The sequence below is a fragment of the Pedococcus sp. P3_C7 genome (genome assembly GCF_056402615.1).
Genome location: NZ_JBFUHC010000007.1, coordinates 229828 through 248487, shown reverse-complemented (window position 1 = coordinate 248487; position 18660 = coordinate 229828). Strand labels below are relative to the sequence as shown.

Genomic DNA, 18660 nt, shown 5'->3' with positions numbered 1-18660 from the left:
ACGCAACCGCCGTTTTGCGTTGGGGGGAGGGCGGGAGCGGACGGTAACGTGGGTGCGGATGTGGGACGTGGTTGCGGGACCGTTCCTCGCTGCGGCGGGGCTCCTCGTGCTGGCCGGGGTCCCCAAGGTCCGCGATCCGCTTCCGCTGGTTCGGGCGCTGCGCGCAGCAGGTATGCCGGCCGGCCGCCATCTGGTGCGCGCCTTCGCCGTCGTCGAGATCGCCGTCGGCGGCTGGGCCCTGGTCGCGCCCGGCCGGGCGAGCGCGGCCCTGGTGGCCGCGGCATACCTCGTCTTCACGGCGTTCGTCGCCCGCGTGCTCGCGAAGGGTGGCGTGCTCGGGTCGTGCGGGTGCTTCGGCAAGCCCGACACCCCCGCGACGCGCACCCACGCAACCCTGACCGCCCTCGCGGCCCTCACCGCCCTGGCGGTCACCCTCGACCCTCCGGTGGGTGCCTGGTCAGCCGTGGACGCGACCAGCCTCACCATCGTGGGGCTCGCCGGCGTGATCGGGTTCCTGGCCTGGCAGGTGATGGCCGTGCTGCCGACGACGTCTCCCGCAGCCATCCGCAGCACCGTCCCCCCGACCTCCCGCGTCTGACCAGGAGAAGCCGACCTGATGCTCGCCGCCGTCATCGCCGAAGCCGTGGCCATCGTGCTGCTCGGTGTGCTCGTCCTCGGGCTGCTGCGCAGCCACGCCCTCATCCTCAAGGCCCTGCACGAGCTCGGTGCCGGGCTCGAGCTGGAACGCGAGGCGGGCACCGGCGTCACCACCGCCACCACCGGTGGCAAGCCCGGTCCCGTGCCGGTCGAGCTCGAGACGGGCGTGGTGCAGGCGACCCGCAAGGACTCCGCGACGGCCCACGACATCATCGGCACCGACCTGGACCGGGTCGAGCAGCGCGTCACCGTGACCACGGCCGGGTCGAGGACGCTGTTGGCCTTCCTCACCAGCGGGTGCAGCGTGTGCCAGACGTTCTGGGACGAGTTCCAGGGATCGGTGGACGTGCCCGGCGACGGCGACCTGCGCATCGTCGCCAAGGGCGCGGCAGAGGAGTCGATCTCGACCCTGCGCGCCCTGGCCGGCGACCGTGACGTCATCCAGTCCTCGGGTGCGTGGGTGGACTACGACATCCCCGGATCGCCCTACTTCGTGTACGTCGAGGGCGGAGTCGTGACCGGCGAGGGGTCGGCGACCACGTGGGCGCAGGTCCGCGACCTGATGGCCCAAGGGGTCGCCGACAACGCCGAGGCGCGCGCCGCAGCCGGGCGCACCGGTCCCGGGCTGCTCGTGGGCGCCCACGTCGACAGTGACATCGGACGGGGCGAGCGCGACAGCCTGCCCCGGATGGACGCCGAGCTGCTGGCCGCCGGCATCGGACCGGGCGACCCGAGCCTGCACCGCTCGCCGGACGCCGAACCGGTATCCGACGACGGTCACGACCACTCGCATCACGAGCACGGTCACTGACATGTCCGTGACCGTGCTCGCCCTGGCCCTGGGTCTGCCGATGGCCGCGGTCGCCGCCGTCCGGGCGACCTGGTCTCCTTGAGGCGAGTCGATGCTCTCGAGCATCAGCCCGCTCGGCGAGCGGGCCCGCAACTCCCGCTGGTGGCTGACCACCACGGCATACCTCCTCGGGTCGCTGGCCGGGGGACTGGCGATGGGTGGCCTCGCCGGCGCCCTCGGCTCGGCCCTGCCCGACGCGGCGCGCACCTCGGTCTGGACCCTGGTCCTCGTCGCGGTCCTGCTGCTGGTCGGGCTCGCCTCCGACCTGCGCGGCGCCCAGTCGTTGCCCTCCTGGCGCCGCCAGGTCGACGTGGCCTGGCTGACGCGCTACCGCGGCTGGGTCTACGGCGTGGGCTTCGGTGCGCAGCTCGGTTTCGGCCTCGTCACCATCATCACCAGCGCGACGACGTATGCCGCGGTGCTGCTGGCCGCCCTCGCCGGTCACCTCGGTGCCGGGCTGGCCGTGGGAGCGACGTTCGGGGTCGTGCGGGCGCTGCCCTCGCTGCTCATGGCGCGGGTTGCGGACCGCGACGACCTGCACCGGGTCTTCATCCGCGTCGAGCAATGGACAAATCCGGCAGCGGTCCTCGCTAAGGTGGCCCTGGGAGGAGCGGCCGCGATCCTGCTGGCCGCCGCCGCATTTGCGAGTTGAGGGCAGTGGAGTTGAGGGCAATGGCTGACAACTACGGCTTGAGGGCCGACGCGCCCCACGGTTGGCAGGTGTCGGTGACCCGACGGGCCGGCGCCGAGCCGGGCCCAGCGACTTCGCCGGCTGCTCCGGGGGCCCGGAGCGCGGCGCCGGGGACCACCCCGGCACCCCAGGCGGACGTGACCCGGGCCGTGCTGCACGCGTGCACACGGACGATGCCCGCCGACCGTGGCGACTTCGGCAGCAACGTCGTCGACCTGCTGGGACCGGACGACGTCTTCGTGGCCCTGGTCGACTACGGCGCCGAGGTCGCGGACCGCGGGCTCTTCGAGAACCAGGGCATGCCGCGCCTGGCGCCCTCCCAGTTCGGTCCCAACCGGCTGCAACGCCCGCTGCCGGGGATGAGCGCCTCGCAGCACTTCTTCAGCTCGGGCGGACGCGCGTTCTGCCTGTTCACCGTCGTGGGGAGCCACGCGCGACGGATGGCCTCGGTGCCCCGCGCCGCGGCCATGGTCGCCACGATCCGGATCACCGACCGGGCCACGCTCACCCGGCAAGGAGGACGACCATGAGCACGCTGGACGACCTCAACGCCGGTCCCGGCGGCATGGCCGGCTTCGTGGGGACCCTGGCGCGACGGCTGCGTCCAGTGTCACGCCGCGACGTGCTCATCGGCGCGACCGTCGCGGCCACCGCGCTCGCCACGAAACCCAAGGAGTACGCCCTCACTCCCGTCGCGGCATACGCCACCATCTGCGGCCCTGGCAACACGGCGGGCAGCGGCTGGACGGTCTTCTGCGCGACCATCAACAAGGGCGTCAACACCTGCCCGCCGGGCAGCTTCGCCGCGGGGTGGTGGAAGGCCGCCGACTCGTCGTGGTGTGGGGGCGGCTACCGCTACATCGTCGACTGCAACGCCACCTGCTCGAAGTGCACGACCGGCTGCAGCGACAACATGTGCGACTCCAGGTGCTGGAGCTGTTCGTGCGGCACCGGGTCGTCGGCGACCTGCGACCAGCGACGCGTCTGCTGCAACGCGTTCCGCTACGGCCAGTGCAACACCCAGGTCAAGTGCAGCGGCGGCGTCCACTGTCGGGTGGTGAGCTGCGTGGCGCCCTACAAGTGGGAGAACTGCACGACCACGTCCTTGGTCGACAACCGCACGAGCGAGCACAGTGCGCCGAGCATCCCGGTGTGGGGCGCGATTCAGCGCAAGTACGACGCCGCCGGCGCCCAGGGCTCGTTCCTCAAGGCGTCCACCGGCCCGGCGCGCCAGGTGGGGGATGGCCGTGGCATCTACGTGCGCTACCAAGGTGGCGGCATCTACTACACGCCGACCACCGGCGCCGTCATCACGAGCACCGTGTCGATCCGGGGCTGGGAGCTGGCGGGGGGCTGCCGCGGCCAGCTGAGGTACCCGACCGCCGACCCACGCTACGGGTCGAAGCCGAACGGCTGGATCCAGCTGTTCGAGCGCGGGGCCGTTTCGGGGGCGTCCACCGGTGTCGCCTTCCCGATCTACGACCCGGCGTGGGCGATCTGGAAGCAGGAGGGGCGCGAGGGTGGGCCCCTCGGGTACCCCACGTCGGTCCGGACCGCGACCGCCTCCGGGTCCTGGATCCAGCTCTTCCAGGGCGGAGCGATCACCGACACGGCCAGCACGGTCACCACCGCCGTGCACGGCGTCATGTATGCCGGCTGGCAGGGCGCCGGGCGCGAGAGCGGCGTGCTGCGATACCCGACGGCACGGGCCGTCACCTCGTCACGCGGGGCGAGCCAGGAGTTCCAGGGTGGTGAGCTGTGGGCGCTCGGCTCGGGTGCCGCCCGACGCGTGTACGGAGCCGTGCTGACCGAATGGAAGGCCGCGGGCGGGTCGACAGGTGGCTACGGCTACCCGGTGAGCGACACCACGGATGCCGGCGGTGACAGGCTGACCTGCGAGTTCGAGGGCGGCACCATCACGGCGTGACCGGTTGCCGCCCGGCCTGCGCCGGGCGCACCTCCCGACGCCCGTCCGCCAGGCGTCGCGTCACCATCGCGGTGTCGAGGCGTTCCAAGAGGGGTACCGCCACACGCCTCGATGTCCCCAACGCCCTGGTGGCGTCGCCCACGGCGAACGGCTGCGGCAGTCGGCGCACGACCTCCTCGGCGACCCCGACGGCGTCACCGGCCAGGACCACCCCACCCAGACGCACGATCTCGCCGCGCTCGGCGGCGTCGGCCAGATCGCGGGCGGTGAGCGCCCACCCGTCCAGCTGGTCACGCGACGGGGCCCGCAACGGGTGGGCGGCCAACCAACCCCTCAGTGCCCGTATGCCGTCCGGTGCCCTCGGGTCGTCCGTCCCGGTCGCTGCCTCCTCCAGTGCGGCGGCGCCCGGCTCGGCGGAGGCCTGCGGGTGCGGGCGGCGGCTCGCGCGTCGAGTGGGTGGGTCCACCACGACCACCTCGACGCCGGCGAGCACCTCGCGCAGACCGGGGTCACGCAGCACCGCTCGGTCGCCGGGGACGAGTGGGACCGGCCGAGGCAACCGCAGCCGGACGCGTCCGTCGGTGAGCCGCTGGGTGCGGACGGGCAGGGCAGCCGTGCCCACGTGCAGGGTGAGCCTCCACCTGCTCGCCGCAGGACTCCAGGCCACGGGCGGTGACCGGCCGACCGCGCAGGACGAGGACGTCGCCCACCCGGATCGTCCCGGCCTCGAGCGTTCCGGTGACGACGGTCCCGGCGCCCCGGATCGTGAAGGACCGGTCCACCCACAGCCGCACGGGCGACCCGGCGTCGGGTTGTCCCGCAGGCGCAGCCGCGGCCAGGCGGCCCAGGGCTGCTCGCAGGTCGGTCAGCCCCTCGCCGGTCAGGCCCGACACGAGGACGGTCTCCGCGACCGGGACCCCCAGGGAGGCGAAGCGGGAGACCGCCTCACGGGCGGCTGCCTCCCCGGGGGTGATGTCGCACCTGGTCACGACGAGCAGGACCTGGGCGATGCCGAGTGCCGCGATCGCCCGGGCGTGCTCCTGCGACTGTGGACACCACCCGTCGTCGGCCGCCACGACGAACATCACCGCCGTGACCGGACCGAGGCCCGCGAGCATGTTGCCCGTGAAGTGTTCGTGACCCGGCACGTCGACGAGGCTGACCCGGCGCCCGTCGACCTCGGTCCAGGCATAGCCGAGGTCGATCGTCAGCCCGCGTCGGCGTTCCTCCGCCCAGCGGTCCGGTTCCTGCCCGGTGAGAAGGCGGACCAGGGTCGACTTCCCGTGGTCGACGTGACCTGCCGTCGCGATGACGGCCATCAGGGCCACACCCGCTAACCGGCGACGTCGCGGATCGCCTGTGCCACCGACGGATCCGCGGACTCGGGGATGCAACGGAGGTCGACCAGGCACTGCCCCCGCTCGACCCGTGCGAGCACGGGACGGGCCTGGAGGCGCAAGGCCGCGGCATACCCCTCGGGGAGGGCAACCGCCCACCCGGGGAGGGTGTGGCCCGGGGCACCGCCTCCACCGACGACGCCGTCGGCGGGGACCGTCGTGGCCAGGCCCACGGGCAAGGCCGCGACGAGTGCGTCGCAGCGGGCTCGAAGTCGCGCGGGGTCCGCCTCGAGGGCGTCCCACACCGGGGCACGTGGACCGCGCAGGGTGGCTTCGAGTGCGGCCAGCGTCGTCTTGTCGGCGCGGACCGCCCGGGCCAGGGGGTGGCGGCGCAACCGGGTCACGGTGTCGGCTCGGCCGAGGACGAGCCCGGCCTGGGGGCCGCCGAGCAGCTTGTCACCGCTGCAGGTCACGACCGCCGCGCCGTCGGCCAGGGAGCGCGCCGCGTCGGGTTCGTCGGGCAGCAGGCGGTGCGGTCGCAGCAGGCCGCTGCCGATGTCGTGCACCACCGGCGGGCCCAGGGCGACGAGGTCCGCCACCGGGACGGAGGAGGTGAACCCCTCGACCCGGAAGTTGCTGGGGTGCACCTTCAGGATGCAGCCGGTGTCCGGGCCGATGGCGGTCTCGTAGTCGGCCAGGGTCGTGCGGTTCGTCGTGCCCACCTCGCGCAGGCGGGCGCCGGCACTCGCGATGAGGTCGGGCAGCCGGAAGCCGTCGCCGATCTCGACCATCTCTCCGCGACTGACGACGACCTCGCGTCCGGCTGCCAGGGCAGTGGTGGCCAGGACCAGCGCCGCCGCCCCGTTGTTGACCACCAGGGCGGCCTCGGCCTCGGGCAGCACCTCGAGGATCGCCGCGAGGGTGCCACGGCCCCTGGTCGAGCGCTGACCGGTCGCCAGGTCGAGCTCGACGTCGACGGTGCCTGCGGCCCCGGTCATCGCCTCGACGGCCGCCTCCGACAGGGGTGCCCGACCCAGGTTGGTGTGGATCACGACGCCGGTCGCGTTGAGGACGGGGCGCAGCGTCGTGGACCGGGCCGGCAGGGCCGCGAGCGCCGCCGCAACCACCTGGTCTGGCGCGATGCCCCCGGCCCGCGCCTCGTCCTGGGCGGCCTGGACGGCAGCCCGCACCGTGTCACGGCCGAACCGCGAGATCGCCTGTGCCACAGCTGGTTCCGCGAGGACACTGTCCGTGCGCGGCACGAGGCGACGGGGGTCCGGGTCGTGACTGGACTCGCGACTGGACTGCGGCTGCGGCATACGACCTCCTGTCCCTTGGCGGAGGCGGACGGGAATCGAACCCGCCCAGCCGAGGTGCTCGGCTGCACCGGTTTTGAAGACCGGGAGGGCCACCAGGCGCCTGTACGCCTCCGCTGGCGAGGCTAGCGTAGGAACCGTGACCCATCCGAGCGTGCACCCGAGGCTCACCGACCCGCGCGAGCCCGTGCGGCTGACGCAGTATGCCGCAGGCGGCGGCTGTGCCTGCAAGATCCCGCCTGGCGAGCTCGAGGAGGTCGTGCGCGGGCTCGGGGGCCAGAGCTCGCCCGAGCTGCTCGTCGGACTCGAGGACGGCGACGACGGTGCGGTCATCCGGGTCTCGGACGGCACTGCCGTGATCAGCACCGCCGACTTCTTCACGCCGGTGGTCGACGACGCCTACGACTTCGGGCGGATCGTCGCCGCCAACGCGCTGTCGGACGTCTACGCGATGGGTGGGCGACCGGTGCTGGCGATCAACCTGGTCGGCTGGCCGCGGTCGGTGTTGCCGCTCGAGCTGCTCCGTGAGGTGCTGCGCGGTGGTCTCGACGTGGCCGCGCAGGCGGGCTGCCCCGTGGCGGGAGGGCACAGCATCGACGACCCCGAGCCCAAGTACGGCATGGCCGTGACCGGGATCGCTGACCCGAATCGGTTGTTGCGCAACGACTCAGCGCGCGCCCGGCTGCCCATCTCGCTCACCAAGCCGATCGGTGTCGGAGTGCTCAACAACCGCCACAAGGCCACCGGGGAGGTGTTTCCCCAGGCCATCGCCTCGATGGTCGCGCTCAACGACACGGCGAGCGCGGCGGCACTGGCGGCAGGGGTGGAGGCGGCGACCGACGTCACCGGGTTCGGGTTGCTGGGCCACCTGTTCAAGCTCCTCCGCGCCTCAGGGGTGGGGGCCGTGCTGGACCTGGCGGCCGTGCCGGTGCTCGACGGCGCGTGGGAGGCCCTGCGCGCAGGCTTCGTCAGCGGGGGCACCCGGCGCAACCTCGAGTGGGTGCTCCCGCACCTCGACGGCGGAGCCTCCGAGGAGGTGCTGCTCATGCTGGCGGACGCCCAGACCAGCGGGGGCCTGCTCGTCGTCGGCGAGGTGCCGGGAGCGCCGGTCATCGGGCACACCGTGGCGGGGCCCCCGCGGATCGAGATCCGCTGAACGCGATCTGCTGAACGCGATTCACTGAACGCCTTGTGAGTGAGTGCGGTTCGGCGCACGCTGGGGTCATGGCCAGGTACGAGCTCATCGCGCACACCCGGGCCGGACAGCCACACGGGCGTCCGGTCTTCGTCACGGCGGACAGCCCGGGCGAGGCGGTGATGCTCGGCGCTCCGACACTGCGCCGCGTCATCGAGCGCGACCACGTCCACGCCGACCTGTATGCCGTGTACCGCCACCGCCGGGTCCGCGGGCGCCGACTCGTGGGGGCCTTCTCACCCGACGGTCCGGAGTCCGGGACAGCAGGGGTCCGCGAACCCCGGCGCCCGCTCCCCGCGCCGCCGAGCCTGCGCGCGGAGGCCGAGCTGCCGGCATACCCGGACAACTGAGTCAGGGCACTCCTCGGGCGGGCTCGCAGGCAGTAGCGTGTGCCCACTTCACTTCCCCCGGAGGCCACCATGCCGCAGTTCGCCCACACGCTGTCCGTCAGCGCCCCGCCGTCGGCCATCTTCGCCATCGTCGACGACTTCACCAAGACCCCCCAGTGGCTGTCCCGCTGCACCGGGATCGACAAGCTCGACGAGGGCGCGAACGACGTCGGCACGCGGCTGAAGTACCACTACAACGACGGTCGCCGCAGCGGCACGATGGACGGCCAGATCATCGCGCACGAGCCAGACCGTCACTTCGCGATGAAGTTCACCGACAAGATGATGGACGTGACGGTCGACTTCGTCGCCGCGTCCGACGGGGTGGGTTCCACGCTGACCCACTCGATCGACATTGCCACCAAGGGATTCGGCAAGCTCTTCACGCCCATGATCAAGCGGAGCCTGCCCAAGCAGACGATGGACGCGATGGCCAAGCTCAAGGCGATGGCGGAGGCCTCCTGAGGCTGCGCCCCGCGGAGTCCTGGGGGCTTCGCTCGAAGGGGTTCACGCGGCATACCTGCGGCTCTAGGCTGCAAGCGTTCGCTGGTGTTGGACCACTCACGGAGGTGCACTGATGGCGGGGAAGTTCGAGCTCTACCAGGACAAGGCTGGCAAGTACCGCTTTCGGCTCAAGTCCAGCAACGGCCAGGTGATCGCCGTGGGCGAGGCCTACGAGTCGAAGTCGGCGGCGGAGAGCGGCATCGCCTCCGTGCAGAAGAACGCGCCCGGTGCCGACATCGTCGAGGTCGACAGCTAGTCGACCAGGTCGACGGGCCGCGGCCCGTCTGCTCGACGAGGCCCCGCGAGGCACCCCATCGGGTATGCCGCGCGGGGCCTCGTCGTGTGGACGGGCGGTGGGCTCATGCGTTGGCTGGAGTTGCGGACTGCCCCGATGCCGCGAGGATTGGCCCGGTGACCGCGGAGCAGTGGAGGGCGTGGACGGCTCGCGTCGCCGTCGTGGTGGCCGGCGTCCTGGTCTACGTCGCGCTGTCGCGGCTGTGGAGCTTTGCCAACACCGACGACCCGGACCTGATCGAGAACGGCAGCATCGCGCGGGCGGCGGCGAGCGCCTGCGCGCAGATGCGCGACTCGGCAGCGGCTGCGGCGGTGGCGACCACCGCGCCCATCTCGCAGCGGGTCGGCGCGATCAACGCGCAGAACGACGCGGTCGTCGAGCTCGTCACCACGATGAACCAGCTCGGACGGGCACGGCTGGACGCCGACCAGCCCGCCGCCCAGTGGCTCGAGGACTGGCACCGGCTGGTCCTGGCGCGTGATGCCTATGCGCGCTCGCTCGCTGCCGGGAAGCCGAGGGTGATGGCGCTGCCGACGATCGACGGCAGGGGACTGGTGGACCGGCTCAACAACGTCGGCCTCAACTGCCGCGTCCCCCTGGTCCTGCTGGCGCCCTGACCCAACCCTCTCTCTCCGACTTGTTGCCGCCTGCTGGTCACCAATCCCCGACATCCGGCTCCAGTGACCACCAGCGCGCAACAAGTCAGCCTTGGGTGAGCTCCGCGATCTGGGTGCGGGCGGCGGCCACCAGCTCTGCGTTCGTGTGGGCGTGACCCCACAGGCCCCAGCCACCCTCGGCCGCCTCGGTCAGCATCACCCAGGTCCGTTGCGCCAGGGATTCGTCCCCGCCTGCGGTGGCGACGATGGCCGTCAGCCGCTCGACGACAGCGAGCTGCTTGTCGCGGTCGAGGGCCCCGGCGTTCGTGAGCACCTGCACCCGGACGTAGGTGGAGTCGCCGTCGACGTTGGCGAGCGCGTCTGCCGGCAGGTCGTGCACGAAGGCGGCCGTGTTCTGGCGGAACATCGGGATGTCCGGCACCTGCTCGACCTCCTTCACGGCGCTGGCGAGGTCAACCGCGAGCTGGTGCTTGTCCGCGAAGGTGCCGGTGGCGGCATACACGTCGATCATGGGCATGGTCACTCCTGGTGACATAGTAGGACGGTCGTCATAGTCCTCTATGATGGCCGTCATAGTCAAGGGACGGGGTGGACGCAGGTGGCAGGGTCAGCGGACACGGAGCGGCCGGGGGGCTCCGCGCGATCAGTGCGGCAGCGGATGGTGGACAGCGCCATCGTGCTGCTGGCGCAGGGCGGCTACCAGGCGACGTCGTTCTCGTCGGTGCTGGAGGTGTCGCAGGCGCCGCGCGGCTCGATCTACCACCACTTCCCGGACGGGAAGGACCAGCTCATCGCCGCGGCGGTGGAGCTGGCGGGCGCGCGAGCCGTCGCGGTGCTCGACAGCCTCGAGGGGTTGCCTGCGCCGGAGGTCGTCGAGGGTTTCATGGTGCTGTGGCGGACGGTGCTGGAGCGCTCGAACTTCGGGGCCGGCTGCTCGGTCCTGGCCGTCACGGTCTCGAGCGGGTCGGACGAGCTGCTCGACGCAGCCGCGGACGTGTTCCGTTCGTGGGGCGCGCGGTTGGCCGCGCTGCTGGAGCGTGGGGGGCTCGGGCGCCAGGACGCCGCGACGTTCGCGACGATGGTGATGGCCGCGTCGGAAGGGGCCGTCGTGCTGGCTCGCGCACGACGCAGTTTCGAGCCATTCGACCAGGTCGCAACCCAGCTGCGCGAGGACGCCGAGCGCCGAATGCGCTGAGCGCCTCGGCGTGCCTCAGTTCGCCCGGGGGATGACCACCGTTCCACACTGGTCGCAGCGGAAGGCGGGGGCGCTGTGGTTGAAGAAGCCCCTCGTCAGCAGGATGCCGGTCAGGTCACCGGCCAGTCCGCGCGCCTGCTTGAACTTCACGCCGGGCGAGCGACCCACCACGAGGCCCTTGCTCATGCCTGGCGTCGAGCAGGTCGGACAGCCTGTTGGGGTACCGGTCACCTGTCAGATGATGCACGACTCGATCAGCAGGGGTACGAGGTTCAGTGGATGACGGCAATCCGCAGGGCGGGTCGAGGGGGTTAGGCGTGGGCCAGGATCTGGGTGACGGCCCGGTTGATGACGTCGAGTCCTTCACGGGTGACCGTCGGGCCGCCGCTGGTGGGGGTGGCCCGGTTGTGACAGGCGGCGCCCCACGGGAGTCCGGCCTGCTTGGCCAGGGCGCGGCCCATCGCCGGCACGGTCCCGACCTTCACGCCACAGCGCACGGCGGCCTTTTCGAAGACGTCCAAGGGAAGCTGGATTCCCTCGCCGACGACCTGCGAGGGGACACCCAGCTGGCGGCAGAGGCGGTCGACCTGCTCCTGCTCGGAGACCCCGCCGCGGGTGCCGCTGCCGTTCAGGCCGGGGAATGCGCGATCGTCATCACCGAGACAGGAAGAGCACCATGCAGGGTTCATTCCGTGTCTACAGTCATCGCTCATGTGCTAACTGTACGGCCCCCAGCGGCCGGCGGATCCCGCGACGAAGACCGAGGCAGGTTTTCGCCCGACTCGTACGCCTTTCGTGGGATGACCTCGGGTCCGGCCGGAGTGATGCTGGGCGGGACATGGAGGTCGACATGGGTGCATTCACGATCAGGGGAAGCCTGGCCGCCGTCCTGGCAGCACTCGGCGCGATGGTGGTCGCAGGGTCAGCGGCCCAGGCCGACCATGCGGACTACCGCTTCCCGCTGCCGGGCGCGACGTCCACGGAGGGCATCGCGAGCGGTGCCGGCACGACGTTCTACGCCAGTGACCTCTTCGCGGGGGACATCTTCCGTGGAGACATCCGCACGCGCCGGGTCGAGAAGTTCATCGACAACCCGCCGGGTCGCAATGCGCTGGGGCTTCGGGTGGACCGTGCCCATCGCCTGCTCTTCGCCGCGGGCGGGTTCGACGGACGCGGATTTGTCTACGACCTCGACAGCGGGGCGACCCTCGCGACCTACCAGTTCTCGACAGCTGCCTCGGTGATCAACGACGTCGCCGTGACGGCGAACGGTGCCTGGTTCACCAACTCGTCCCAGCCCGAGCTGTACTTCGTCCCGGTGGTGGGCGGGCGGCCTGGTGCCTTCAGCACCCTGCACCTCAGTGGTCCGGCCGCCGACACCAGTGGCGCCTTCAACAACAACGGCATCCAGGCCACGCCTGACGGTTCAACACTCGTCGTGGCACACAGCACCCAGGGGGCGCTGAACACGGTCGACCCGGCCACGGGCGCCAGCCGCGCCATCCAGGGAGTGAGTGTCCCGAACGTCGACGGCATCCTGCTCGAGGGTCGGACCTTGTATGCCGTGGAGAACTTCAGCAACGCGATCGCCGAGGTCCAGCTCAGTGGCGACCTGTCCTCAGGGTCCGTGCAGAAGGTGGTGACCAGCGGCCTGTTCCAGACACCGACGACGGTGGCCCGGTTCGGCGACCGGCTGGCAACGGTGAACGCGAAGTTCGACACGGGGTTCCCGCCCGCCGCGACCAGCTTCGAGGTCGTGGTCGTCGACCGCTGATCGTGCGTGGTCTGGGCACTGCTGGCCCGACATGCCTCGAGCCACCCCCCGGCTGGGGGGCTTCACCGCCAACAGGTGGCCCGATGTGCGACAAAACTGTGGTGGAGCCAAGGGGACTCGAACCCCTAACCCCCTGCTTGCAAAGCAGGTGCGCTACCAATTGCGCCATGGCCCCGTCGGATCACGGCCCGGCACGAGTCCGGCCCGGTCACCTGGGTCTTGCCCGGTTTTAGTTGCCTAGTTCGGGGAGTCCGTCGCCTCGGCCCAGAGGTCCTTCTCGGCCTTCTGGGCCTTGAGCTTCCGCTGGATTGCCGTGGCGCCGATGGCCGTCACGATGAGGAGCAGGAGCTTCTTCATGGGCCGTCGCCTTCCCTCGCAGAGCAACCGCGGGGATCGGGATTGGTGGGCCTAACAGGACTTGAACCTGTGGCCTCTTCCTTATCAGGGAAGCGCTCTAACCGTCTGAGCTATAGGCCCGTGAGCCCAATCTCCGCTGCGCCACGGGAGGTGGCGCGAGGCACGAGGTTACAGCACCGGCATCCGCACAACCAAAACGGTTACCGCCCACCGACCTGTGCAGGTCAGCGGGCGGTTTCCGGTATGCCGTGAGGCCGGGTTTCGGGGCCGGCTCAGTCGTCGGTGAGGGTGAGCTGGAGGCCGCCGACCAGGGCCGAGCAGATGTTGTAGAGGAAGGCGCCGAGCGTCGACAGGGCGGTCAGCAGGATGACGTCGATGACGCCGATGACGATCGACAGGGACAGCACCCGGCCGAAGCCGAGGAAGTCCATGATGTCGAACGGGTTCTGCGAGTCGCTGATGATCGTGCCCACCAGGCGGTTGACCTCGCTGAAGACCCCCATGCCGGACAGGATCATCCACAGCACCGCCACCATCACGACGCCGGCGATGCCCAGGGCCACCGAGATGAGGAACGACATCTTCATCGCCGACCAGGGGTCGACGCGCGAGACCGTGAGCTTGACGCGTCGGGCGCGGGCGGCCGCGGCGGCGGACTGGGAGCCCGTCGGGCGACCCTGCGCGCCGGCAGGACGTGCGGCGCCCGGGGTCGGGCCCGCCTGACCCTGGCTCACAGTGGGGGCGGAACCTCCCTGGGGGAGGGCCGACCTGCTGGTCTGGCCTGCCGTGCTCACTCGCTACCTCCACTGGGGTCGCTCTCAGGTGCGTCGGACGCATGCTCGGCACCACCGGCAACCTGCTCGTCTCCCGACGACGTTACGGCATCTTCGGCCGAGGAGGCGCCTTCAGTCGTCGCGTCGGACACACCAACTGCGTCAACTGCGCCGATGACTCCGGCATCGACTGCCTCGACGTCGACGACCTCGCCCTCGTCCACGGCCCGTTCGGGATTTCTCGCCAGCGCGACGACCGAGTCACCGGTGCCGGGGTTGGCGAACTTCATGCCCTGGGTGTTGCGGCCACGTCGCGTGACCGGGCTGACCGGCATACGCACGATGTTGCCCTTGCCCATGATGACCAGGACCTCGTCGTCCTCGCCGACCGTGAGGGCGCCGACCAGGTCACCGTTGCGTTCGGTGATCTTGGCGACCGCGACACCGAGGCCTCCGCGGCCCTTCGCGTTCCACTCTGAGGCCGGCGAGCGCTTGGCCATGCCGTTCTCGAAGACCACGAACACGTCGGGGTCCTCGCCCTCGTGGATGACGCTCAGCGACAGCAGCGAGTCGTCGCCGCGGAACCGCATGCCCGTCACCCCGCTCGTCGCGCGACCCATCGGCCGGAGCTGGGCGTCGGTCGCGTGGAAGCGGACCGACTGGGCCTTGCGCGAGACCAGCAGGAGGTCATCGGTGGGCGACGCGAGGTCCGCTGCCACGAGCTCGTCGCCCTCCTTGAGGTTGACGGCGATGAGGCCGCCGCTGCGGGGGGAGTCGTAGTCAGCCAGTCGCGTCTTCTTGACCAGGCCGTTCTTGGTGGCAAGCACGAGGTAGGGCTGCTGGGCGTAGTCGCGCACGTCGAGGACCTGGGCGATCTTCTCGTCGGGCTGGAACGCGAGCAGGTTGGCCACGTGCTGGCCCTTGGCATCGCGCCCGGAGTCCGGCAGCTCGTAGGCCTTGGCGCGGTAGACCCGGCCGAGGTTGGTGAAGAAGAGCAGCCAGTGGTGCGACGTCGTGGTGAAGAAGTGGTCCACCATGTCGTCGCCGCGCAGCTGGGCACCGCGGACGCCCTTGCCGCCCCGGCCCTGCGAGCGGTAGGCGTCGACTCGGGTGCGCTTGGCGTAGCCACCACGGGTGATGGTGACGACCACGTCCTCCTCGGGGATGAGGTCCTCCATCGACATGTCGCCGTCGAAGAACTCGATCCGGGTGCGCCGGTCGTCGCCGAACTTGTCGACGATGTCGCCGAGCTCGGTGGACACGATGGTCCGCTGACGCTCCGGCTTGGCCAGGATGTCCTCGAAGTCCAGGATCATCGCCTCGAGCTCGTTGTGCTCGTCGATGATCTTCTGGCGCTCGAGGGCGGCGAGGCGGCGCAGCTGCATCTCGAGGATGGCGCGCGCCTGGAGCTCGTCGATGCCGAGGAGCTCGATCAGGCCGTCACGGGCCGACTCGACGGTGGGCGAGCGCCGGATGAGGGCGATGACCTCGTCGAGGGCGTCGAGGGCCTTGAGCAGGCCACGCAGCACGTGGATCTGGGCCTCGGCCTTGCGCAGCCGGAACGTCGTCCGCCGCTGGATGACCTCGATCTGGTGGTCGACCCAGTGCCGGATGAACGCGTCGATCGGCAGGGTGCGCGGCACCCCGTCGACGAGGGCGAGCATGTTGGCGCCGAAGTTGTTCTGCAGCTGGGTGTGCTTGTAGAGGTTGTTGAGCACGACCTTGGCCACCGCATCGCGCTTGAGCACGATGACAAGGCGCTGGCCGGTGCGACCAGAGGTCTCGTCGCGGATGTCGGCGATGCCCGAGAGGCGGCCGTCCTTGATCAGCTCGGCGATCTTCTGGGCGAGGGTGTCGGGGTTGACCTGGTAGGGCAGCTCGGTGACCACGAGGCACTGCCGGCCCTGGATCTCCTCGACCTCCACGACCGCGCGCATGATGACCGAGCCACGGCCGGTGCGGTAGGCGTCCTCGATGCCCTTGCGACCCAGGATCAGCGCGCCGGTCGGGAAATCGGGGCCGGTGATCCGTGCGAAGACGGCGTCGAAGGTCTCCTCGCGCGTCGCGTCGGGGTGCGCGAGCAGCCACTGGGCCGCGTCGGCGACCTCACGCAGGTTGTGCGGCGGGATGTTGGTGGCCATGCCGACCGCGATGCCGGAGCTGCCATTGACGAGCAGGTTGGGGAACCGGCTCGGCAGGACGACGGGCTCCTGCGTCTTGCCGTCGTAGTTGTCGCGGAAGTCGACCGTGTCCTGGTCGATGTCGCGCACCATCTCCATGGCCAGCGGCGCCATCCGGCACTCGGTGTACCGAGGGGCGGCGGCCGGGTCGTCGCCCGGGCTGCCGAAGTTGCCCTGGCCGTCGACCAGTGGGTAGCGCAGCGACCAGTCCTGCACGAGACGGACGAGGGCGTCGTAGATCGAGGAGTCACCGTGCGGGTGGTACTGACCCATCACCTCACCGACGACGCGGCTGCACTTGTTGTAGCCGCGGTCGGGCCGGTAGCCACCGTCGAACATCGCGTAGACGACGCGCCGGTGCACCGGCTTGAGGCCGTCGCGCACGTCGGGCAGCGCGCGGCTCACGATCACCGTCATCGCGTAGTCGATGTAGCTGCGCTGCATCTCGGTGTTGAGGTCGACCGCTTCGGTGCGGTCGTACTCGATCGGCGGTATCTCAGTCATGAATTCCCTTGTCCGTCATGCCATTCAACAAAGCAGTGGGTATGCCGGGTGGCGGGTTCCACGTGAAACGTGGCCACCGGCATACCGAGGTCAGATGTCCAGGAACCGCACGTCGCGGGCGTTGCGCTGGATGAAGCCGCGCCGGGACTCGACGTCCTCGCCCATCAGGATCGCGAAGATCTCGTCGGCGGCCGCCGCGTCGTCGAGGGTGACCTGGAGCAGCACCCGGTGGTCGGGGTCCATCGTGGTCTCCCACAGCTCCTGGTAGTCCATCTCACCGAGACCCTTGTAGCGCTGGATGCCGGCGTCCTTGGGCAGTCGCCAGCCCTGGCCGAGTCCCGCCTGGACCATGGCGTCGCGCTCACGGTCGGAGTAGGCGAACTCGTGCGGGTGGTTGCTCCACTTGAGCCGGTAGAGCGGGGGCTGCGCGAGGTAGACGTAGCCCTCCTCGATCAGCGGGCGCATGAACCGGAACAGCAGCGTCAGCAGCAGGGTGCGGATGTGCAGGCCGTCGACGTCGGCATCGGCCATCAGCACGATCTTGTGGTAGCGCGCCTTGGTCTTGTCGAAGTCCTCGCCGATGCCGGTGCCGAACGCCGAGATCAGCGCCTGCACCTCGTTGTTGGCGAGCACCTTGTCGATGCGGGCCTTCTCGACGTTGAGGATCTTGCCGCGGATCGGCAGGATCGCCTGGTTGTGCGGGTTGCGACCGCGAACCGCCGAGCCGCCGGCCGAGTCACCCTCGACGATGAAGACCTCGGAGATCGCGGGGTCCTTGCTCTGGCAGTCGCGCAGCTTGCCCGGCAGACCACCCGACTCGAGCAGGCCTTTGCGTCGCGTCGCCTCGCGCGCCTTGCGGGCGGCCATGCGAGCGGCCGCGGCCTGGACCGACTTGCGGACGATGTCCTTGCCCTCGACCGGGTGGGCCTCGAGCCAGTGGCCGAACTCGTCGGTCATCGCGCGCTGGACGAAGCCCTTGACCTCGGAGTTGCCGAGCTTGGTCTTGGTCTGGCCCTCGAACTGCGGCTCGCCGAGCTTGACCGACACGACGGCGGTCAGGCCCTCGCGGATGTCGTCGCCGGTGAGGTTGTCGTCCTTCTCCTTGAGGAGGTTCTGCTTGCGCGCGAAGTCGTTGATGAGCTTGGTCATCGCCGCGCGGAAGCCCTCCTCGTGGGTGCCGCCCTCGTGGGTGTTGATCGTGTTGGCATAGGTGTGCACCGACTCGGAGTACGCGGTGGTCCACTGCATGGCCAGCTCGAGCGACAACTGGCGCTCGGTGTCCTCGGACTCGATCGAGATGATCTCGGCGTGCACCGGCTCGGACTTCTTCGAGGTGACGAGGTGGGTGACGTAGTCGACGAGACCGTTGTCGTACTTGTAGGAGACCTTGCGCTGCTTCTTCTCGCTGACGTCGACCGTGTCGGCGTCCTCGGCGCGCTCCGGCTCGCGCTCGTCGGTGAGGTTGATGCGCAGCCCCTTGTTGAGGAACGCCATCTGCTGCATCCGGGCGCGGATCGTCTCGAAGTCGTAGGTGGTCGTCTCGAAGATGCCACCGTCGGCCCAGTAGGTGATGGTGGTGCCAGTGCGGTCGGACGCCTCCATCTTCTCCAGGGGGGCGACCGCCTCACCGCGGTCGAAGGTGACCCGGAAGACGTGGCCCTTCTGGAAGACCTCGACGTCGAGCCGGGTCGACAGGGCGTTGACCACGGAGGAGCCGACGCCGTGCAGGCCACCGGACACCTTGTAGCCGCCGCCACCGAACTTGCCACCGGCGTGCAGCTGGGTGAGCACGAGCTCGACCGCCGACTTGCCCTCGGCCGGGTGGATGTCGGTGGGGATGCCGCGGCCGTTGTCGGCGACGCGCACCCCGCCGTCGGCCAGCAGCGTGACGTCGATGGTGTCGGCGAAGCCGGCGAGCGCCTCGTCGACGGAGTTGTCGACGATCTCCCAGACGAGGTGGTGCAGCCCGCGCTCACCCGTGGACCCGATGTACATGCCGGGACGCTTGCGCACCGCCTCGAGACCCTCGAGGACCGTGATCTGGCTGGCGTCGTAGTCCGACCCGGGAGCGGCGCCGGCGAGGTCGGCCTCGGCCACCT

22 protein-coding genes and 3 tRNA genes are annotated in these 18660 nt (G+C 70.5%); 12 read left to right on the top strand and 13 right to left on the bottom strand.

What is annotated here, in order from left to right; translation table 11 throughout:
• The 5 genes from AC1DS4_RS11805 to AC1DS4_RS11785 form a co-directional block, all read left to right on the top strand.
• Window positions 1–598: MauE/DoxX family redox-associated membrane protein (locus AC1DS4_RS11805; RefSeq protein ID WP_477646041.1), on the top strand; the 598-nt coding region annotated here is incomplete at its 5' end.
• Between the two features lie 18 nt (window positions 599–616).
• Window positions 617–1468 (top strand): hypothetical protein, encoded by an 852-nt coding sequence (locus AC1DS4_RS11800; RefSeq protein ID WP_477624573.1) that lies wholly within the window; start codon window positions 617–619, stop codon window positions 1466–1468.
• A gap of 91 nt (window positions 1469–1559) precedes the next feature.
• On the top strand, window positions 1560–2159 hold the full coding sequence (locus AC1DS4_RS11795; RefSeq protein ID WP_477624572.1) for a hypothetical protein: 600 nt from the start codon (window positions 1560–1562) through the stop codon (window positions 2157–2159).
• Between the two features lie 20 nt (window positions 2160–2179).
• Complete coding sequence (locus AC1DS4_RS11790; protein ID WP_477614241.1) at window positions 2180–2728, top strand: hypothetical protein; 549 nt, start codon at window positions 2180–2182, stop codon at window positions 2726–2728.
• On the top strand, window positions 2725–4125 hold the full coding sequence (locus tag AC1DS4_RS11785) for an LGFP repeat-containing protein (protein WP_477632878.1): 1401 nt from the start codon (window positions 2725–2727) through the stop codon (window positions 4123–4125). Before AC1DS4_RS11790 ends, AC1DS4_RS11785 begins: the two co-directional genes overlap by 4 nt.
• Here the strand turns inward: AC1DS4_RS11785 and AC1DS4_RS11780 are convergent.
• The 4 genes from AC1DS4_RS11780 to AC1DS4_RS11765 form a co-directional block, all read right to left on the bottom strand.
• Window positions 4115–4747, bottom strand: a complete 633-nt coding sequence (locus tag AC1DS4_RS11780) for a SelB domain-containing protein (protein WP_477646040.1) — start codon at window positions 4745–4747, stop codon at window positions 4115–4117. The genes AC1DS4_RS11785 and AC1DS4_RS11780 overlap by 11 nt on opposite strands.
• Window positions 4635–5444 carry a GTP-binding protein gene (locus AC1DS4_RS11775; protein ID WP_477646043.1) on the bottom strand — a complete coding sequence of 270 codons (810 nt, stop codon included), beginning with the start codon at window positions 5442–5444 and terminating at the stop codon, window positions 4635–4637. Before AC1DS4_RS11775 ends, AC1DS4_RS11780 begins: the two co-directional genes overlap by 113 nt.
• 14 nt (window positions 5445–5458) lie before the next feature.
• Complete coding sequence (gene selA / locus AC1DS4_RS11770; RefSeq protein ID WP_477632877.1) at window positions 5459–6781, bottom strand: L-seryl-tRNA(Sec) selenium transferase; 1323 nt, start codon at window positions 6779–6781, stop codon at window positions 5459–5461.
• Between the two features lie 16 nt (window positions 6782–6797).
• Window positions 6798–6893, bottom strand: a tRNA-Sec gene (locus tag AC1DS4_RS11765).
• A gap of 24 nt (window positions 6894–6917) precedes the next feature.
• Between AC1DS4_RS11765 and selD the strand changes: the two genes are divergently transcribed.
• The 5 genes from selD (at window position 6918) to AC1DS4_RS11740 (ending at window position 9778) form a co-directional block, all read left to right on the top strand.
• Entirely contained in the window at window positions 6918–7934 is a 1017-nt protein-coding gene (gene selD / locus AC1DS4_RS11760) for a selenide, water dikinase SelD (RefSeq protein WP_477632876.1), read from the top strand.
• A gap of 68 nt (window positions 7935–8002) precedes the next feature.
• Window positions 8003–8323 carry a hypothetical protein gene (locus AC1DS4_RS11755; protein ID WP_477632875.1) on the top strand — a complete coding sequence of 107 codons (321 nt, stop codon included), beginning with the start codon at window positions 8003–8005 and terminating at the stop codon, window positions 8321–8323.
• A 69-nt stretch (window positions 8324–8392) separates the two neighbouring features.
• The gene (locus tag AC1DS4_RS11750; protein WP_477614236.1) at window positions 8393–8827 is read left to right on the top strand and encodes an SRPBCC family protein; all 435 of its coding nucleotides are present in this window, start codon (window positions 8393–8395) and stop codon (window positions 8825–8827) included.
• A gap of 112 nt (window positions 8828–8939) precedes the next feature.
• Window positions 8940–9122 carry a YegP family protein gene (locus tag AC1DS4_RS11745; RefSeq protein ID WP_477614235.1) on the top strand — a complete coding sequence of 61 codons (183 nt, stop codon included), beginning with the start codon at window positions 8940–8942 and terminating at the stop codon, window positions 9120–9122.
• A gap of 155 nt (window positions 9123–9277) precedes the next feature.
• On the top strand, window positions 9278–9778 hold the full coding sequence (locus AC1DS4_RS11740; protein WP_477632874.1) for a hypothetical protein: 501 nt from the start codon (window positions 9278–9280) through the stop codon (window positions 9776–9778).
• 85 nt (window positions 9779–9863) lie between these two features.
• On the opposite strand, the gene AC1DS4_RS11735 is transcribed toward AC1DS4_RS11740, so the two are convergent.
• Window positions 9864–10295: a hypothetical protein gene (locus tag AC1DS4_RS11735; RefSeq protein ID WP_477632873.1), complete on the bottom strand. Its 432-nt coding sequence runs from the start codon at window positions 10293–10295 to the stop codon at window positions 9864–9866.
• A 144-nt stretch (window positions 10296–10439) separates the two neighbouring features.
• Between AC1DS4_RS11735 and AC1DS4_RS11730 the strand changes: the two genes are divergently transcribed.
• Window positions 10440–10973, top strand: a complete 534-nt coding sequence (locus tag AC1DS4_RS11730; protein WP_477632872.1) for a TetR/AcrR family transcriptional regulator — start codon at window positions 10440–10442, stop codon at window positions 10971–10973.
• Between the two features lie 15 nt (window positions 10974–10988).
• Here the strand turns inward: AC1DS4_RS11730 and AC1DS4_RS11725 are convergent, their stop codons facing one another.
• Window positions 10989–11204: a PF20097 family protein gene (locus AC1DS4_RS11725; RefSeq protein WP_477614231.1), complete on the bottom strand. Its 216-nt coding sequence runs from the start codon at window positions 11202–11204 to the stop codon at window positions 10989–10991.
• An 80-nt stretch (window positions 11205–11284) separates the two neighbouring features.
• Window positions 11285–11686, bottom strand: a complete 402-nt coding sequence (locus AC1DS4_RS11720) for a hypothetical protein (protein WP_477614230.1) — start codon at window positions 11684–11686, stop codon at window positions 11285–11287.
• A 137-nt stretch (window positions 11687–11823) separates the two neighbouring features.
• On the opposite strand from AC1DS4_RS11720, the gene AC1DS4_RS11715 reads away from it, so the two are divergent.
• Window positions 11824–12747, top strand: coding sequence for an SMP-30/gluconolactonase/LRE family protein (locus AC1DS4_RS11715; RefSeq protein WP_477632871.1), 924 nt, complete (start codon window positions 11824–11826; stop codon window positions 12745–12747).
• 99 nt (window positions 12748–12846) lie between these two features.
• Here the strand turns inward: AC1DS4_RS11715 and AC1DS4_RS11710 are convergent.
• The 6 genes from AC1DS4_RS11710 to gyrB all read right to left on the bottom strand — a co-directional run bounded on the left by AC1DS4_RS11710 (window position 12847) and on the right by gyrB (window position 18658).
• Window positions 12847–12922: transfer RNA gene (locus tag AC1DS4_RS11710), tRNA-Ala, on the bottom strand.
• 62 nt (window positions 12923–12984) lie between these two features.
• Window positions 12985–13104 carry a DLW-39 family protein gene (locus tag AC1DS4_RS11705; RefSeq protein ID WP_477614228.1) on the bottom strand — a complete coding sequence of 40 codons (120 nt, stop codon included), beginning with the start codon at window positions 13102–13104 and terminating at the stop codon, window positions 12985–12987.
• Window positions 13105–13147: 43 nt separating this feature from the next.
• Window positions 13148–13224 (bottom strand) — tRNA-Ile (locus tag AC1DS4_RS11700).
• A gap of 152 nt (window positions 13225–13376) precedes the next feature.
• Window positions 13377–13838, bottom strand: a complete 462-nt coding sequence (locus AC1DS4_RS11695; RefSeq protein ID WP_477624564.1) for a DUF3566 domain-containing protein — start codon at window positions 13836–13838, stop codon at window positions 13377–13379.
• Between the two features lie 56 nt (window positions 13839–13894).
• A complete protein-coding gene (gyrA, locus tag AC1DS4_RS11690) occupies window positions 13895–16561 on the bottom strand; it encodes a DNA gyrase subunit A (RefSeq protein ID WP_477632870.1) in 2667 nt (888 codons plus the stop codon).
• A 90-nt stretch (window positions 16562–16651) separates the two neighbouring features.
• A complete protein-coding gene (gyrB, locus tag AC1DS4_RS11685; protein ID WP_477632970.1) occupies window positions 16652–18658 on the bottom strand; it encodes a DNA topoisomerase (ATP-hydrolyzing) subunit B in 2007 nt (668 codons plus the stop codon).
• Between the last annotated feature and the right edge of the window lie 2 nt (window positions 18659–18660).

Coding starts and splice junctions, on each gene's coding strand:
- AC1DS4_RS11800 (WP_477624573.1), top strand. CDS start 617: ATGCTCGCCGCCGTCATCGCCGAAGCCGTGGCCATCGTGCTGCTCGGT.
- AC1DS4_RS11795 (WP_477624572.1), top strand. CDS start 1,560: ATGCTCTCGAGCATCAGCCCGCTCGGCGAGCGGGCCCGCAACTCCCGC.
- AC1DS4_RS11790 (WP_477614241.1), top strand. CDS start 2,180: ATGGCTGACAACTACGGCTTGAGGGCCGACGCGCCCCACGGTTGGCAG.
- AC1DS4_RS11785 (WP_477632878.1), top strand. CDS start 2,725: ATGAGCACGCTGGACGACCTCAACGCCGGTCCCGGCGGCATGGCCGGC.
- AC1DS4_RS11775 (WP_477646043.1), bottom strand. CDS start 5,444: ATGGCCGTCATCGCGACGGCAGGTCACGTCGACCACGGGAAGTCGACC.
- selA (WP_477632877.1), bottom strand. CDS start 6,781: ATGCCGCAGCCGCAGTCCAGTCGCGAGTCCAGTCACGACCCGGACCCC.
- AC1DS4_RS11755 (WP_477632875.1), top strand. CDS start 8,003: ATGGCCAGGTACGAGCTCATCGCGCACACCCGGGCCGGACAGCCACAC.
- AC1DS4_RS11750 (WP_477614236.1), top strand. CDS start 8,393: ATGCCGCAGTTCGCCCACACGCTGTCCGTCAGCGCCCCGCCGTCGGCC.
- AC1DS4_RS11745 (WP_477614235.1), top strand. CDS start 8,940: ATGGCGGGGAAGTTCGAGCTCTACCAGGACAAGGCTGGCAAGTACCGC.
- AC1DS4_RS11735 (WP_477632873.1), bottom strand. CDS start 10,295: ATGCCCATGATCGACGTGTATGCCGCCACCGGCACCTTCGCGGACAAG.
- AC1DS4_RS11720 (WP_477614230.1), bottom strand. CDS start 11,686: ATGAGCGATGACTGTAGACACGGAATGAACCCTGCATGGTGCTCTTCC.
- AC1DS4_RS11715 (WP_477632871.1), top strand. CDS start 11,824: ATGGGTGCATTCACGATCAGGGGAAGCCTGGCCGCCGTCCTGGCAGCA.
- AC1DS4_RS11705 (WP_477614228.1), bottom strand. CDS start 13,104: ATGAAGAAGCTCCTGCTCCTCATCGTGACGGCCATCGGCGCCACGGCA.
- gyrA (WP_477632870.1), bottom strand. CDS start 16,561: ATGACTGAGATACCGCCGATCGAGTACGACCGCACCGAAGCGGTCGAC.